Origin of the sequence: Leptolyngbya sp. CCNP1308 (genome assembly GCF_034932455.1) — a bacterium.
In the GTDB taxonomy this organism is placed as follows: domain Bacteria; phylum Cyanobacteriota; class Cyanobacteriia; order Phormidesmidales; family Phormidesmidaceae; genus Nodosilinea.
The window spans coordinates 1-15570 of sequence record NZ_JAYGIH010000050.1 but is presented as its reverse complement, the minus strand read 5'-3'; the positions used below and the strand labels follow the sequence as shown (position 1 = coordinate 15570).

Here is a 15570-nt window from a genome sequence, read left to right as displayed (position 1 = left end):
CTGATTCACAAAGCCTGTCACAATCACAGACATGTACATGGGCGAAGGCTTGAGCCGGATGATGGGTAACTGTCAAGTCCGGTTCTTTGGGGGGAGGGATGCGGCGACGTATGCCCTCCTACCCGACAACTTCGACTTCCTCACCCTGGCAGAAGAGGCTCAAGAGCGCGATTTGGAGCGGGGCCTCGTGGACCATATCCGCGACTTTCTCCTCGAACTCGGCATGGGCTTCTCATTTCTGGGCAGTCAGTATCCCCTCGTCGTCAGTGGCAAGGAATACCGACTCGACATCCTCTTCTACCACGTCAAGCTCCACTGCTATGTGGTGGTAGATCTCAAAATGCGCGAGTTTGAACCGCAGCACTCAGGCCAAATGAGCTTCTACGTTGCTGCGGTCGATAACCTCATGCGCAACGAACTCGATGCCCCCACTATCGGCATCATTCTCTGCCGAAGCAAAGATAAAACCATAGTAGAGTATGCGCTCCAAGGAACCCAGCAGCCAATTGGCGTTTCAACCTTTCAAACCCAGGGGGAACTTCCCCCAGATATTCAGAGCAGCCTGCCTACGGTAGAACAGTTTGAGCTGGAACTGAATATTGCTATTGAAGAGATAGAGGACGAGGAAAAGCAGTCTCCCGAAGATTAGCCCTTTTCTCTAATCGGCTAACAGGTTGGTTTTGGCGAAGGTATTTCCCAGGTGGAAGTAGTTTGGACAGACAAAATATACTCTGGCCATCGCCACGGTTAGGTTAACCACGTTAACAAAGTTATTAGGATTCGTTTAGTTGTGTAAGTCGTTGTGTAAGTGATCGAGTGAATGGTGAGATTTTGGGCGATGGTCAAAGACCGGCGTTGGGCCAACGCACCTTCAGTAGATCACAAACCAACGGAATCATGAGGGTTTGAGCCCTTGTCTTGATGCCTTTGCTCGACATACGACAGAACTGCAGTCGTTATTCAACGACTGCAAGGCTTGTACATCGTGGCTCTCGGAATAGAAGGTTAATTGGCCTAACGCCCTATAGGCAAGGACTCTACGAAACTTTGTGATCTACTGACCCTATGCCATCGGGAAATACTTGCGAACTTTCTTCTGCACCGCCCGGCTCCATTCAGCGCGGGCGGGCTTCCCGCGACATGATCGAGGTCTGAACCCGCTGTCTGTCCTCTCGCGTGTAGGCCTGCATGAGAAGAGTGTGCGCCTGGGCGTAGATGCCAGAAGCCGCGAACCAAGCGAGGAATTAGATCAATCTATCGCAGGCAGGCTTCTCTAATCGCCTGGATTTTTAGCCCAATCTTGATCGAGGGTGGCTCAGTCAGATGCTTCTCAAAGCAGGTAGTCGTTGCCGTCTTCTGCGGCGATTTGCATCACCCTGAAAGTACTGCCAGATGGGAGTTTCAGATACTTTTCCCCTTCGATTTGCATCACCCTCCTGATCAGTGTGGTTTGGGAGATGCCGATGTGACGATCCTTCCCACAAAACCCCATCCCGATGGAGAGTTTATCCGGCCCCAGGCCATTGGGGTCGATGATAATGGCCTTTACCTCCTGGCTCTTGTAGCGCAGGGGATGATTTGACCGACGCGAAATTCAGGCATTGCTAGAACCCTACGGTTCGCTGATCTCCTTAAGCGCGGCTCTAACTTCAGCATCAAAGTCTTCTCCCAGGGCTTCCCCCAACCGCTTCAAGGTGTCCCAGGGAATCGATTTGGTATCCTCTGCCTCGATGCGGTACAGATTGGCGACAGACATCTCAGCCATGGCCGCAATGGCTGTTGGACTTTTTCCGCTTTTCTCGCGTGCAGCCTTGATCCTGGTGCCCAGTTGAGGCACATCGACACTGAGAGTTACGAGCATAAGTTCTTGGGTCATGGCCTTTCCACTGACTCTAATCCAGTCCGTGTATTCTAGTGTCACTTGACAAGCGTTGATTATCGCGTAATATGCGATCAATGCGCACGAATCTGCACATAAGCCGCACGGTTGTTGTGCAGGTTTAGCGCCTTTGTTGCACACCCTAAAACCTTTTATTCATAAGGGTTTTCGGATTAACCGCTATGGAGTTGCACAGATGCAGCACACACAAACGCACGATAGGCGCACATCGAGCGCACAAGCCCCGCACAGGGGCGCACAGTTTCCCGAGGTGATCGAGGGCGAATTGTGCGAGGGTGCCCCCTACAGTGGGGCGCAGCTAGCTGGTGAGCTGGCGATCGCAGAATCGACCATCAGAACCCGTTGGCTGCCCTGGCTGGAGCGGGTAGCTCCGGTGGAGCTACTAAAGACCGACGCAGGCTATACCGACCTGGCGCGATCGCTGGCGCTGGAGTTCAAACAGGTGCCCAGTAAGAAGGCGGCCCGTGAGAAGTGGGTAGCAGAGGCCAAGCAGCGCTACAGCCGAGAATTCTCGCCCGATGGCCTGGTGGGGCCTGGAGTTTGCGGTGAGTTGGGTAGCGCCCTGGCCCTAGTGCGTAAGCAGGGCTCACAGATGCAGCAGGCGGGCACCACCGACCTGGAACGGCTGAAGGCCCTCATCAACCAGCAGGGGCAGGTACAGGCCGACTTCGACGAAGCCGAGGTAGCCGCTATGCGGGCTAGGGGGCTTAACCGAGGAGTGCAGCGATTCCAGATCGAGACTGATGCCGAAGACTCCACCTACTTCGAGCTGCGGCGGATGCGTTCACAAGTGGGAAATAGCGCCATCTAGGGCACCTAGGCGATCGCCTTTCCAGAGTTGTTTTTTGAAATTTGAGGTACTACCAATGGGACTGTTTGGCCGACGCAAGCGCGATGACGATGACGACCGTAGCCTAATTGAGATCAGCAACGACAGCGGCGATCACTTGGTTGTTGATATCCCCACCAGTGGCGTTAAGGAGACTGAAAAGGCGCTGAGGGATGCTGGGGTAGAACGGGACGACGACGAGCGGTTGGTGAATACTTACCAGCCCCGCCGCATTGTGGACAGCCGCGACTCCAAGCAACATCGCTATCGCTCTGAGCGGGTAGTGGATGAGGCTGAAGACCTGGAGGACTCCTACGATCGAGAAGACGTCTCCGACATGGAAGATGACCCTAGCGAGCGGGAAGACGATACCAGCGACTTTGAGGAGTCAGAGCAGCCCGCTACCTGGCGCTCTTGGTGGTAATAGCCGTCAGAGTAAAAATGTGGGAGTATTTCTGTACTCCCACGCCGTCTTTTATCTTGGAGGTCGCTATGACCTATTCACGCTCCAACCATCTCGAAAACATGGCCATCGACTATGAGCACGACGATGCCTATGCAGACATTGAGATTGACCAGGCGGTGCTGGATGACATCGCCAGAACGAAGCTAATTTTCTGCGGTGATACTCAAACGGGAGTACTAGAAGACTGCTCCTACGTCTCCGTCGATGCCCAGTACCAGGGACAAATGTCCCCAGGGCAACAGCGGCTCTATGAAGTCTTGGTGGCCTTGCAGGAAGGCTCTCTCTATACCGTTACCACCATCGGCAAGCTAGCTCAGATGATGGGCCTAGAGCATCCAATGTCCTGCGGGAAACGGCTGGAGAATTTGCAGTCATTAGGGGCAATCGCTGGGTTGAAGGTGCAGTAGATCAGGTTTCCCGACGAGGCATTGGATGCGATCGCATTCTGTAGCCGTTGTCATTCAGCCTGCGACGCACCGAGGGTTTGGGTAAGTTGCCATAATCTTTGTAGAACGAGTGAAGGCTTACGAGTTCGGCTACGAGTTCGGTCATGGCTAAAAACCCCTAAGCTACGTTGCTGGTAAGGCCTTGGCAAAGACCAAATGGGGCCAATCAGGGACAACCTTAGTGCTGTGCTGTTCTGCGTCTTGATAGAGTAATAGCATGTCTTACCAAAGTGGTAGCACTTTGGTAAGACTATTAGCCCATAGGAACTGCACTATCACACCATAGTCCCGCTATTTCAGTAGCATTAAGGTGTTTTATGAAGTCAGGATTGCCAGTGGCTACCGACAAGGCCAAACTGTTCGCTTACGTCAATCCACAGCTGAAAGCCAAAATCGAGCGCTTGGCTGATATTCGGCTACGCTCAGTGAGCAATTTAGTAGAATCGGTAATGGCCGAAGAGGTGGCCAGAGCTGAACAGGAGGGCTTATTGCCCATTCATCCAACCGAGAGCAGCAAATGACCCAGAGCAGCGATCGCCTAGACCGTATGGAGGCCCTGCTGGCTACCACTATTGAGGGGCTGGCCAGAACTGAGGCCAACCTTGCCCGTACTGAGAAGATCACCGAATCTAATGCCCGCGCCATCGAGTCATGGGGCAGCCGCATTGAGGAGGTGCAGATCGACACCGAAGAGGCCACCAGCTCCACACGGGCTGATCTGGCCGTACGGATTGAAGACAACGCCCACAACCAGGGGATTGACCGGGTGCGTTTTGACCAGCTGCATGAGGAGCACAGCAAGCGATTTACCAACCTACTAGAAGAGGCCAGGGTCGACCGGCAACGCTCTGAACAGCTCCATGCAGAGCACTCACAGCGGTTTGATGTTTTCCTGGCTGAGGCCAGGGCCGACCGGGCAGAGATGCGGGCGGCGCGCGAGGCCAACGCCACAGAGCACCGGGCATTCACGCAGAACATTCAGACCTTACTGGCTGAGATCGCCCGCCTATGGCAACGGGTAGCAGGATAACCACTGACGACAAAGCGAAACGCGCTGCGGTTGAGATTGGTCGGTTGATGAGTTCCCGATGCCCGTTGCCACAGGCGGCAGCCCTGGCTCTGTGTATCACTCTGATGACTGAAACCCTAGAACGCCGATTTGGCGTTGCTTTTGGTGTGGAACGCAGCAAGAGCGATCGCAATGCATTGCTGACTCAACGGCTACAACGCACCGGGGCAGACCTAGCAGCCCTAGGTGAGGCTTATTCGCTCCCAGACATGCTCACAGAAGATAACGAGCTCCTGAGGGCTGAGAACCAAGTACTGCACGAGCAGGTGCAGAAGCTGGGCATATAGCCTGGACAACTGTCAGGAGATCCACTCTCTTGGTTGATCTTGTAAACTAGCCCCACGTAAGGAGGTGATGACCCATGTAGGCCAGTCCCAAGCGAACCCTTTAAAAGCAAAAACGATAGCCTTCCCGCCAAGAAAGTTGCTATCGCCTTGCTGCACTCCAGAACACGCCATGGGGACGTGACGGGATTCGTTTGTCAAAACTAAGTTCCCCTACAGGATAGCTGATGAAAATCAGCGGCGCAATAGTGCGTCTGTTTTGTTGTGCCCGGCAACGCTACAGCCGGGGTTAATCCGTAGGCTTTTCAATGTTTTTACGTTCGATCGCAGTTTTTCTCACTTCCTGCCAATCAAACCGACCGTGGACTAGGCCTAGTTTGCAAGCATGCGCTTTTGATCAGCGGCTAGCCCCAGCAAAATCTTTTTCATGCAACTCCGCGCTACTCCAAGCGGCTGATTACTCTCCTATACGCCCAAAAAGAAACCCTACTCTCGGCTATGCCGGGGGTGAAGGATTCCAAGGGGTGAGCAACTGCTCGAATTTGCGCGAACTAAGACTAGACAGTCTTAGTTCGCGCAACGTTTTTGGCATACGGCAAAAATCTGATGGCGTAGCGACTCCTCCACTGACAGGAAAAATCAATCTGATCAATACCTGCGCATGTTGCCCACCGCAGATCAGACGATGTGCAATCGGCTTCTGGGCGTGGGAAACCAAGATTGCTCGGGCTGCGGTCTCGGCGATCACATCTGCCTCCGACAAATCGACGGAGGTGGGGCTGTGAGTACCCTCACCTTTAAACAACGAATTGAATATGAGTGCGTCGTCGAATCTGCGATCGCGCCCACCATTTACAAGGCTGCCGTCTCCTTTGTCGAGGATTGTGGCAGATGGGAGCCGAACGACGAACTAGGCTATACCGTCAGCCGATTTTGGGAAACAAAACGGCCCCATTCGTTCCGCGAGTTAGCGTGCTTTCGGCAGGAGTCGGGCGAACTGTGGCAGGCCAAACCTGAGAACCCACAGGTCAATCTCCAAAAATCAGCACAGCGCCTCAGCCAAACCCTAGGGCGACCAGTAGAAAAATCTGAAGTCGGCGGGCTGCTGCGCCTCCACCCTGAGCACACTGTTTTTCGGAAGTACGAGACCCCTCTCGGCGCTGGCAGTACGCCTTATCTACCTCCCGTAACCGCTGGGGTATGGCGGCAAGTCGCTATACGTTACAGGGTGGAATGCCCTGCTGAAGTTACCCTAGCCGCCCTAGTTGGGCTTAGTGGAAAGGATTCTGTAGTTTCCGGTTTTTGGGATTGGGTGGCTGCAAACCCCGAAATCGGCATCCTATTTACCGAAGGCGGGAAGAAGGTTCTAGCAGCGCTCTCCCTGGGTTATGCAGCGATCGGGTTCTATGGGTTTCGGGCTTATCAAGCTCACGACCCTATTCTAAAAACCAAGATCGCCCCTCGATTAATGCCCGAGGTACAACGATTCATCCAGCCAGGCCGACGCGCCTATATAGCGTTTGACCAGGACGAAAAGGCAGAGACACGGCATGACGTTGAACAAGGTCGTTCTGTTTTCGCTAGTCTGCTCACAACAGCAGGGTGCGATGTTCGGCTGGTGTTGTGGGATGGCTCTCTGGGCAAAGGGATTGACGATTTTATCGTTACTCAAGGGGCAGAGGCTTTTGCACAGCTCATTGACCACGCAAAGCCTTCAGCCCAGCATGAGCGGGCGAGGCAGCGGGCATGGGCGAGGCAAAAGCGGGAGAACGAGTACCAGGCCTGGCTGGGTCAGGTGGCCACCCTAGCGGGGCTGTCGGAGGACGCTGATCGAATGGCGATCGCAAAGGCATTTAGGGACAGGGCACGGCTCTCAGGCACAGGGGAGGTGGGCCACTTTCCACAGCTCACTCTTCCCGCTGAGGGCGATCGCCAGCTGATCGTTCTCGATGGCTCCAAGATGACTCGCAAAACATCGGTAGGGCTGAGGTCAGTTGTTGAAGAGGGGCAGCAGCGGGGGTGGTGTGGCGTTATTTTTGCCCCTACTCGACAACTGGCTACCAACTTAGCCTATGAACTCGACATGCTGACTATTGACCACTATCTAGCCCTTCCACCGGGAAATAGGCCCGCCAACATATGGTTGACGGCTTGCCCTGAGTCAGCTCATAAGCTTTGCTCAATACCGGCCAACTTTGTCGGATTCGACGAAGCAAACGAGTGTATACCTCGCCTTCAATCCGGTGAGCTGGGGAATCACCCTGAGTTAGCTCGGCAGGCCGTTAAGGATCTGGTAAATAATGCAGATGTCGTCGGTTTGGCTCAAGACGGCATTTACCGACCCACTATTGCCGCGGCACAACGCTGGGGAAGCTTTGACTCTGCCCAAGTAAAGGTACTGCGGCGGCAAAGGCCCAAGACTGAGATGGAGATTGCGCTCTACCTCGACCATACGGGCAATGGTGAATCATGGGACGGCGCTGCTCGGGAATCAACCCCAAAAGCCAATAATGCTTTCTATACCTGGTTTATGGGGATAGAAAACGCCGTTAGCAATGGGCAAAACGTTATCATCCCTTCTGGCAGCGAGGGAAAAGCTAGAACTATTCACCGAGTGCTACGCGGCCTCCACCCTGACCTGAAGGGCCACCCCATTGACGGTAAATACACTCCCCACAGGATTCGGGCAGAGTTCGCCAAAAGCCCTACAACGTTTGCGCCAAATCGTGACCTGGCTTGGCTGCCAATCTCCCCAGCCTTCAACTCCGGCATCTCAATCGAGGGCACGTACTTCGATCAGCAGTTTGAATACGCGCGGGCTTTTGAGACAGCCTCCAGCATCAGCCAGAGAGGGGAACGCAACCGAGATGCGATTCGGGGCGAAAAAATCAAGCGGCGCAATGTTTATATAGCCTCTCGTGGTCTAGCATCAATGCCCGACCCGGCAGTGTTTACCGCCAACTACTGGCGATCGCTACTGGCTGGTGACCCAAACACTGACGCCATCAACTTGGCTCAACAAATGGGCTGCACAGAGATTGCCTCTCGGTTGAGCCAGGCATCGGCAGACGACTGGCAAGACCTGCCAGAGTTTTTAGCAATCCAAGCTCAAGAGACCTATTTCAAGGTTGAGTTTCTGCGTATGGAATGGGAAAGCAACGGCTGGGAAGTCAAAGAAATAGTTTACGACCCCACAGCGGCTGAAACCTGGTCACAAATATTTTATGAGGCTACTCAGGATTTAATCGCTCAAAAGGGGCGTACCCTAGCTAAGGCCAAAGGCAAAAAACAAGCAGGTGACGAACCTGCCGGGGCCATTGAAGCCACCAAGCATCATAAGTGGGAACTGCAGCAGAAGCTGGGCGACTACCCTGGGCTAAACAATTCTGAATGGATAGAATCTTGGGTTATCGACTCCGGCACCAGCGGACTGTTTGAGCTACGGGTGCGATCACTGGTTTGTATCGCCCATGAGCAGCCTGCCCTGTGGGCTGAGATTGCCCGCCAACATACCCTCAACACGATCGCACGGGCAGGGCAGCACGACACCGCTGATCTCCCCTGTACTGCTCGGGAATTCGCCATAACTCAACTGCTCAAGGGGGCACCAGGGCTCTACAGCGTCATCAAGGGCCAGCTTACTGATTGGACGAATAAAGACTTTGTCGTTGCCCAAACGGCGGCGTGGGCCAGGGAAAATTCTGTTTCTCTAACCGCTGCATCTTCCAATCATCAACGAATCCACGGGCTACAGTTCACCAGCAAAACCCCACTAATCAAATGCTTCCACAAGCTTTTGCAAATGGTGGGCATTGATGGGGTTTGCAGCGGGAAGATAACAACCGGCGATGGTACTCGTGTCCTTCAATACCGCCTCGTCAAGGCCATCGATATAGAAACCAAAATAGCAGCCAAGCTGGCTGACAACTGCGATCGCGTTCACTCCCTCCAGCGTCAGCGCAAACGGATTGAGACTGACTCTGAGGTGTTTAACGCCCTTGACCAAGTGCTAAAGCAGCGGGTCGAGAACTTAACGACTACCTGGGATGCGATCGCGGCCAAAGTCCTTGAAAAGGCTGGATTGTCCAGAACTTCAGTAAGAGATCTGATCCCTACTGAAGTTCTGGACAATCCGGATTTACAAGCCTCGATTCAAGATATTAGCGCCCTGATCCACTTGGCCCAGGAGTCAGGAGCCGAGGTATTTCACCAGTTGAGGCAGACAATTAAGCCCCTTTACCCCGACCTCTGGCGGACTGCGTTGGTTACAGTAGCCTGACCGCCGGACGGAGGCCCTGTGTGATCGCAGTGGGTACACCTAGTCTGTTTAATCAAGCGAATCTTCAAACTTGTATCCCACTCCCCGCGCAGTTTTGACCAACGGGTTTACCCCCTCCGGCACCCGCAGTTTCGAGCGAATTTCTTTGCGCAGTCTAAAGACGCAAGAATCGACTGTACTGTGCTCATCCCCAGGGTGTTCTCGCCCCCAAATTTCCTTAAATAGCTCTGACCTGGAGTAAACCTGGCCCGGCTGCTGGGCCAGGTTCGTCAGCAGATCAAACTCTAATGCCGTTAGCTCCAGCTCAACCCAATCGTCGGTTAGCGATGCCCGAACGCTGCAATGCCTGTGCGTCTGGTGCAACCGCAGATATTGATGCCGAATCAGTGCCGCATCGGCCCCAACCGCATTTTCGATATGGCGTAGCTCACGTCGCAGCAGAGCCCGCAGCCGCAAGATTAACATGTCAGGGTTAAAGGGCTTAGTCATGTAGTCATCGGCCCCGGTAGCAAAAGCCAAAATTTCATCGGTCTGCCCCCGTCGCGCTGTCAGTATCAGAATATAGGGATCGCGCCTCAGCGCCAGCCGCCGGACGTGGGTACAGACCTCGATGCCATCCATATCGGGCAGCGTCAAATCCAGAACGATGATATCGGGCTCCAGCTGCGGGCTCAGCGCCAGCCCCTGCTTGCCCGTTTCAGCCAGATAGCTGGTGTAGCCCGCCACCTGAACGCAGGCCTGGATAGTATCGGCCATATCCGCATCATCTTCAATAATCAGTACAGAGGTCATTCGCTCTGGTCTCCTTTGTGATTTGCGGCCATGGTAATAACTAAGTCGGGCAATATCCGGGCAGTCGCCGCATGGATACCTCGATGCATCCCAAGCCCCCGCAGGGACGTTTAAACTCAGTACCAGCGGTTTCGCTGGCTCACCTAACAAGAACGGTTACAGCTTATAAATCCGGATTTATTGCCTGTGGAATGCCATCACATGCCCGGCTAAAATTCAGACGCAAAATCTAGCTCAAGGTTGCGATCGCCTCTCGCCCCAAAACTGTTACAGCCTATAAATCCGGATTTATAGCTTGTGGATTGTCATCACATGCCCGGCGCAGAATGTTAGACGCTAATCCAGCTCAAGGATTTCGATCGTGCTGCCTTCGGCTAGAGATAGGGAGTCGGCAGTTCCAGCAGCCAGCTCAATCACACTATCGACAATGCCCCCTGAGGGATAGATCGGGCAATTACCTGGAGAGGTAGTGCAAGGGGGCACGTCACTAAGCACAGCGGATACTTTTTCGTTATGTAAAAAAACCATGTCCAGCGGAAACCGAACACCAGACATCCACAGTTGAACTTCTTGCTCAGGATTGACCGTGAACAGCATGCCTCGGTTAACGGGGAGGCTACTGCGTCCCTTTAGCCCCTGCCTCTTCTCCTGGTCAGTCACAGCAGTCTCTAGCAGAATCTGCTTCCCGCTTATCTCAAAGTAATGAGTCGGAGCTGGGTCTCGGGTGGCACTCCATGGCCCCAATGGCATCAATACTAGCCATCCAATACCCAGGGCCAGGATAGAGCAAGTGATCAGTAGGTTTTTATCAATCCTTGATGGGGAATTCTGTATGGCCATTTTCGTGAGAAGGCTGGCAGTTGAAAACATGCTATCTTCTTTCACGCCGATGGCTGAACGTTGCGAACACCTCTCGTTCTAAGAACGGTTACAGCCTACAAATCCGGATTTATTGTCTGCAAGTTGTCATAACAAGTGCTCATGGATATATTGTTGATATGATTGAAGTCTGTAGTGAATTAGCACATGAGGCTGAGTATGGCGGCATCTACAGATGTACGAGTGATCCCTCTGCGGGACGTGCTCAGGGCAGTAATGGAGGAGTATGCGATTCGGGCCTCTGAACTGTCGGCTAAGTCTGGTGTTCCTGAGAGCAGCATTTCAAAGTTCCTTGGTGGTTCTTCAGATTTGCGAACTACGGATATTGATGCCATTAGGACAGCGCTCCCTGATGAGGCTAGGGCGCATCTACTGCAATTGCTAGGGCACTGCGGAAGTGTGCCAGTAGATGAAAATGCACGTCTCTTGTTAGTGCTATCGGGAATTAGGGAGTATGCACAGAAGTGTAGTACGGCTCAATTCCAAGAGGTTTTAGGCGCGATTGTAGAAGGCAGAGCCAAGGCGCTAGAGCACGCTTAGCGCCTTGGCTCTGCGTCTGAGTGACACCTGCATGACTCATTGATGTCCCCTACAGCAAGCGACAATACAGAGGTAGCATCTAAGCTATTCACTACTCTCAAGTGGGCATCGCCCCTGGGCTCTGGACTAATGACAATGGATAGATTGCATTGTCGAACTAGCTCAACTACGAGACGCTGTCGGTCGGCTACTGGCAGTTGTGAGATTTCGTGTAGCAGGCCTGCTAGATTGGGTTTCCGCATTTCTGGGCAAATGTCTATAGGTAGAATATAAATGCTTTGACCTTTGTTGTGGCATTAAGCATTTACTATGCTGTCCATAATCTTGTTCGGCACCGAGTAGGCAAACCTCAGGGTCTCGGCCTATTAGCTACTAACTACTGACGGCCTTTTTGCACCAATGGTTTCTGGTCATGGTCTTCCTGAAGGAGGAGTTGTCTCATTCGTTGGAGACATAGCTATCCGGCAGCCCTAGGTACGTTATGCGTACGCCTACGGCGGAGCGAAGCTCTATGATGGCCGCACAGGGCAACAACAACTCGGCAGATTGGTTGTCAAAGGGGCGCTGAGAACGGGTATGGCTAACAATCCCTTTGCATCGAAACATCAATGCCCCTATTGGCCTTCATCTAATTTAAGGTTGGGGTTAGCCTCACAGGCTAAGTAAATAACCCGGAGCAGAGCCAGTTGCTCATCGGTGGTGCACCTCCTAGCATAGGTGTCTACTAAAGCGAAAAGAGCATCTGAATGAAAGTTATCAGGACGTGGATCCGATTTAGCCGTGCGGATCATAGTCTCAGATTCTCGCATTATATCCAGCCAGTATACAAAAGCCTCAGGTTCCAATTCATTGAGGAGGCGTTGCAAGGATGAGGTGTTTATCTCCCTGCGATCGTTACGAAACTCTGACAAAGTGGCTGGTGATACGCGTGCCCGCACCGATAGTTCCTGCGCATTAACCTCGAATTTTTCGAGTGTCATGCGCAGAGCCTCTCGAATCCCAACTCGATGACCATACCTGGGGTTCATCAGTAAATGCAACAGAAATGGAATATTCCGAAAATACACGGAAATTCAGCTATTCTGTTAAAAATTACCGAAAGTGCAAAGGTTGCTGGCGTCGTAGTGAATCAAAGGTTTGAATCTTGATCCAAACCTTCTCTACTGATATGTGTTCTTGTAAAGGATCAAATCAGGGGTTTTCGTGTAAGATCTCTGTAGTCTTCAGACTTTCGATAAAGTTTCTTGAGGTTAAAAACGTAGAATTCATTTAAAAGAATTAAGACCCCCGACCGCAAATCAGGAGTCTTAACAATTATCCTCGCCCCAGACGTCTCCAAACAGAAAGGGAAGCGAAGGAATCTAAACTGATGTCATGATAGCAGCTACCTTGGATTTGTAGCAATGCTTTGTGGATTTTTAGTTGAGATTTCCTTCGCTACACAGGAAATCTCAACTAAAAATCCTAGAATCCAATGGCGGACTCAGTCCTTCTGCCCCACTCCGAGGTGGGTCAGCATTTTATCAATTTATTTGGCGACTATCTTTGGGAATCCATAGAGAGCCCTAATGTTGCTCCAGCCCGGTGGCGCACCCTAAAGCATCAGCTGCGCCCCCGAGTGCTCTGGGAGCAATGGAACAATCCCACCGTGTTGGTGGGAGTTCGCTTTGGTCACACAACCCGCTACGGGATGCTCGACCTAGACGCGGGCGGACGCTACTGCATACCCTCTGCGATCACAGAGATCCGAGGTGCCCTCGAAACCGTTGGCTTGAATCGAACGGTCTTGGTGCGCTCCAGCCATCGCGGCGGGTTGCATCTCTACATCCCCCTGCCCGAGGCCATCAAAACCTTTGATCTGGCCTGCATTATCACCCAATGCCTAAAGGCTCAGGGATTCACCCTAGAGAAGGGACATCTAGAGGTATTCCCTAACCCCAAAACCTACGGGGTTGATCAATTTGTGGAGTACAACGGCCACCGGCTGCCGCTACAACCCCAGTCGGGCAGCTGGCTCCTGACCGACGACCTCGAACCCCAGGGCGATTCGCTATCGACCTTCTTTGAACAATGGGAATGGGCGGCTCTGGGGCAGGACCTGGAAATGCTGTTGCTCTCAGCCCCTCATGCCAGAGAGTCACGGAAACAGGAATTCAATCGGCGATCGCTATCTCCGCAGGCCCAAGAGTGGAAAGACGACCTCGACATCGAGATCCGGGAGGGTTGGACAGGCTCCGGGCAGACGAATCGGCTACTGAAGTCGATCGCTACCCGGAGCCATGTGTTTGAGGGGCTCTCCGGCACAGCATTAGTCGATCGCATCGTTGAACTGGCGATCGCATCGCCAGGATTTCAAGAGCATTGCCGACATCAAAACGAGATTCGCTCAAAGGCACGGCACTGGGCCAAGTCGGTCGAGGGTTACTACTGGCCGATCGGTACCCGTCGTGGTCAGCGGATTCCAGGAGGTGAGAATACCCTGCACCAGCTCGACGCCCGCGATCGCATCGCCCAGGCCGTGGCCGCCCTGAAAGATACCGAATTTCCTAGCATCAGAAGCTTTGCTGCTGCGATCGCCAATGCCGCTCGCAGCAGCTTACAAACCCTCTATCGGAATACCGACCTATGGCATCCCGAGAAATCACCTGTAACGGTTACAGGCCAGGGCGTAGAGCCAGCAGACGTTGATCGAGAGAGCATCAGTAACGCGATCGCCGAAGCTGAAAACCCTTGCAATCAGCCAGTGTTACACACCACGGGGGGGGGTATGAAGTGTGGTGGCCCTGAGGCTGGCTTAAAAAATTCTTTTTCTCTGGATGGGGGGGTGCGGGGGGGAGATTTTAGTTTTCCCCAGCCTCCGGCCCCTAAAAACAACCCTATTCCTATCCCTTTTGATGAATGCTATGCCGCCATACAGTCGAGTGTGAGGCAGCTTGGATGGTCCATGGAGCGGCTCAAGGGATTCTTGTCTGAAAAATTTGGGCGCTCACGTATGGCCGAACTATTCGATGAAGAATTATTTGTGCTGCTTTATTGGCTCAGGCTAGAGAGAGTCGATGCCCAATGCTAAGAATACGATCTACACCAAATCATCTACCCATCCGCAATTCTCACAGTCGTAGTGGATTTGGCCAGTGATCGCTTTAATACCCCTCTCACACAGTGGGCACCGACCCGTAAATAGTGGGTGACTGTCCAGCAGCTCTAGCTGCTGCTCCAGAGATCGCCCCTGCAACGGCTCTAGGATTAGTTCATCACCATAATAACTAGCGCCCTGTGGCAGCCACCTGTCACCGTACCAGTCCAAGAGATCGTCGGGTACAACAGCTTCAGTTGGGGCTGCTTTGAAATCTGCACAATAGTTGTCCTCGACCCCAGCAGGATGAATGCCACAAACCATGTAGGAGCTATGGGCGTAGAAGTCGCAGTATCGGCAGCACTCAAGCTTGATCATCAGTGCCCACAGTTCTCAGCCCCAAAGGACTGGGTAATCGTACCGTCCGGCTCCATCGTGGCACACCAGACACCTCCAGCTCGCCAGAGCTGGTAGCGGTGGCTACCCTCGACCACCAGGAAGGTGCCCAACACGATTAGGATAGCACCGGCAGTGATCGCTCCCAGCACCCGCAGAGGCCGAACGGTAGTTGATGTAATTGGCTGAGCGTCTTTCATTCTGCACCCTAGACAGTTGCCTATAGAATGCCCGGAATCAACAAATTCCCCGTTACCTATATCTGGGATAGGAGATAGGTAATGGAGAATAGAGAAATAACGCCATCGGGCAATCACCGCTACTGCATCTTCCTCTCAGTGAGCGCCCCCAGAGATTGCAAATTCTCCAGGCACTGCCCGCAGGAATCAGCATTTTTGATAGGCCGCCAGTGCTTCACGTCTCCTCCGCTCGATCGCTCTGAGGGGACGATCAGCTATGGGACATAGGGCAGAGAATTGGCCTCGGCTAGTTGCGCGCGCAGGCAACTATTCAACCCACAAGCATCCAGCAGGTTAAGGTTATTGAGCACTCGGCTTGATCGATAGTCACCTCAGCTACCTCCCAGCAGTGTTATTCTGCCCGTTCAAAGTCAA

The 15570-nt window shown here is 53.1% G+C and carries 15 protein-coding genes; 9 read left to right on the top strand and 6 right to left on the bottom strand.

The genetic code is table 11. From position 1 onward, the window contains the following. The first annotated feature begins 61 nt into the window (after positions 1-61). On the top strand, positions 62-649 hold the full coding sequence (locus VB780_RS13955) for a DUF1016 domain-containing protein (protein WP_323351771.1): 588 nt from the start codon (positions 62-64) through the stop codon (positions 647-649). 963 nt (positions 650-1612) lie between these two features. Here VB780_RS13955 and VB780_RS13950 read toward each other — a convergent pair. After that, positions 1613-1876 carry a helix-turn-helix transcriptional regulator gene (locus VB780_RS13950; RefSeq protein WP_323351770.1) on the bottom strand — a complete coding sequence of 88 codons (264 nt, stop codon included), beginning with the start codon at positions 1874-1876 and terminating at the stop codon, positions 1613-1615. A 274-nt stretch (positions 1877-2150) separates the two neighbouring features. Between VB780_RS13950 and VB780_RS13945 the strand changes: the two genes are divergently transcribed. The 3 genes from VB780_RS13945 (at position 2151) to VB780_RS13935 (ending at position 3602) form a co-directional block, all read left to right on the top strand. Further along, the gene (locus tag VB780_RS13945) at positions 2151-2711 is read left to right on the top strand and encodes a hypothetical protein (RefSeq protein WP_323351769.1); all 561 of its coding nucleotides are present in this window, start codon (positions 2151-2153) and stop codon (positions 2709-2711) included. A 55-nt stretch (positions 2712-2766) separates the two neighbouring features. Then, complete coding sequence (locus VB780_RS13940; protein WP_323351768.1) at positions 2767-3153, top strand: hypothetical protein; 387 nt, start codon at positions 2767-2769, stop codon at positions 3151-3153. Positions 3154-3221: 68 nt separating this feature from the next. Beyond that, positions 3222-3602 carry a hypothetical protein gene (locus VB780_RS13935; protein ID WP_323351767.1) on the top strand — a complete coding sequence of 127 codons (381 nt, stop codon included), beginning with the start codon at positions 3222-3224 and terminating at the stop codon, positions 3600-3602. A 1-nt stretch (position 3603) separates the two neighbouring features. Here the strand turns inward: VB780_RS13935 and VB780_RS13930 are convergent, their stop codons facing one another. Further along, positions 3604-3747 (bottom strand): hypothetical protein, encoded by a 144-nt coding sequence (locus tag VB780_RS13930; RefSeq protein WP_323351766.1) that lies wholly within the window; start codon positions 3745-3747, stop codon positions 3604-3606. Positions 3748-3976: 229 nt separating this feature from the next. Between VB780_RS13930 and VB780_RS13925 the strand changes: the two genes are divergently transcribed. From VB780_RS13925 to VB780_RS13910, 4 genes are all read left to right on the top strand, one after another. Continuing rightward, positions 3977-4162, top strand: a complete 186-nt coding sequence (locus VB780_RS13925) for a hypothetical protein (RefSeq protein WP_323351765.1) — start codon at positions 3977-3979, stop codon at positions 4160-4162. After that, positions 4159-4671 (top strand): hypothetical protein, encoded by a 513-nt coding sequence (locus tag VB780_RS13920; protein WP_323351764.1) that lies wholly within the window; start codon positions 4159-4161, stop codon positions 4669-4671. Before VB780_RS13925 ends, VB780_RS13920 begins: the two co-directional genes overlap by 4 nt. A gap of 47 nt (positions 4672-4718) precedes the next feature. After that, positions 4719-4997 (top strand): hypothetical protein, encoded by a 279-nt coding sequence (locus VB780_RS13915; RefSeq protein WP_323351763.1) that lies wholly within the window; start codon positions 4719-4721, stop codon positions 4995-4997. A gap of 778 nt (positions 4998-5775) precedes the next feature. Further along, positions 5776-9273, top strand: coding sequence for a DUF3854 domain-containing protein (locus VB780_RS13910; RefSeq protein WP_323351762.1), 3498 nt, complete (start codon positions 5776-5778; stop codon positions 9271-9273). A 48-nt stretch (positions 9274-9321) separates the two neighbouring features. Here the strand turns inward: VB780_RS13910 and VB780_RS13905 are convergent, their stop codons facing one another. The 3 genes from VB780_RS13905 to VB780_RS13895 form a co-directional block, all read right to left on the bottom strand. Further along, positions 9322-10065 (bottom strand): response regulator transcription factor, encoded by a 744-nt coding sequence (locus tag VB780_RS13905; protein ID WP_323351761.1) that lies wholly within the window; start codon positions 10063-10065, stop codon positions 9322-9324. 336 nt (positions 10066-10401) lie between these two features. Beyond that, positions 10402-10815, bottom strand: a complete 414-nt coding sequence (locus VB780_RS13900) for a DUF192 domain-containing protein (protein ID WP_323351772.1) — start codon at positions 10813-10815, stop codon at positions 10402-10404. A 1283-nt stretch (positions 10816-12098) separates the two neighbouring features. Continuing rightward, complete coding sequence (locus tag VB780_RS13895; RefSeq protein WP_323351760.1) at positions 12099-12464, bottom strand: hypothetical protein; 366 nt, start codon at positions 12462-12464, stop codon at positions 12099-12101. Positions 12465-12958: 494 nt separating this feature from the next. Between VB780_RS13895 and VB780_RS13890 the strand changes: the two genes are divergently transcribed. Next, on the top strand, positions 12959-14554 hold the full coding sequence (locus VB780_RS13890; RefSeq protein WP_323351759.1) for a hypothetical protein: 1596 nt from the start codon (positions 12959-12961) through the stop codon (positions 14552-14554). A gap of 383 nt (positions 14555-14937) precedes the next feature. Here the strand turns inward: VB780_RS13890 and VB780_RS13885 are convergent, their stop codons facing one another. After that, a complete protein-coding gene (locus VB780_RS13885) occupies positions 14938-15156 on the bottom strand; it encodes a hypothetical protein (RefSeq protein ID WP_323351758.1) in 219 nt (72 codons plus the stop codon). Between the last annotated feature and the right edge of the window lie 414 nt (positions 15157-15570).

Bases quoted from the DNA above. Each gene is read 5' to 3' on its own strand.
- VB780_RS13955 (WP_323351771.1), top strand. From the start codon at position 62: ATGGGTAACTGTCAAGTCCGGTTCTTTGGGGGGAGGGATGCGGCGACG.
- VB780_RS13950 (WP_323351770.1), bottom strand. From the start codon at position 1,876: ATGACCCAAGAACTTATGCTCGTAACTCTCAGTGTCGATGTGCCTCAA.
- VB780_RS13940 (WP_323351768.1), top strand. From the start codon at position 2,767: ATGGGACTGTTTGGCCGACGCAAGCGCGATGACGATGACGACCGTAGC.
- VB780_RS13935 (WP_323351767.1), top strand. From the start codon at position 3,222: ATGACCTATTCACGCTCCAACCATCTCGAAAACATGGCCATCGACTAT.
- VB780_RS13930 (WP_323351766.1), bottom strand. From the start codon at position 3,747: ATGACCGAACTCGTAGCCGAACTCGTAAGCCTTCACTCGTTCTACAAA.
- VB780_RS13920 (WP_323351764.1), top strand. From the start codon at position 4,159: ATGACCCAGAGCAGCGATCGCCTAGACCGTATGGAGGCCCTGCTGGCT.
- VB780_RS13915 (WP_323351763.1), top strand. From the start codon at position 4,719: ATGAGTTCCCGATGCCCGTTGCCACAGGCGGCAGCCCTGGCTCTGTGT.
- VB780_RS13905 (WP_323351761.1), bottom strand. From the start codon at position 10,065: ATGACCTCTGTACTGATTATTGAAGATGATGCGGATATGGCCGATACT.
- VB780_RS13900 (WP_323351772.1), bottom strand. From the start codon at position 10,815: ATGCCATTGGGGCCATGGAGTGCCACCCGAGACCCAGCTCCGACTCAT.
- VB780_RS13895 (WP_323351760.1), bottom strand. From the start codon at position 12,464: ATGACACTCGAAAAATTCGAGGTTAATGCGCAGGAACTATCGGTGCGG.
- VB780_RS13890 (WP_323351759.1), top strand. From the start codon at position 12,959: ATGGCGGACTCAGTCCTTCTGCCCCACTCCGAGGTGGGTCAGCATTTT.
- VB780_RS13885 (WP_323351758.1), bottom strand. From the start codon at position 15,156: ATGAAAGACGCTCAGCCAATTACATCAACTACCGTTCGGCCTCTGCGG.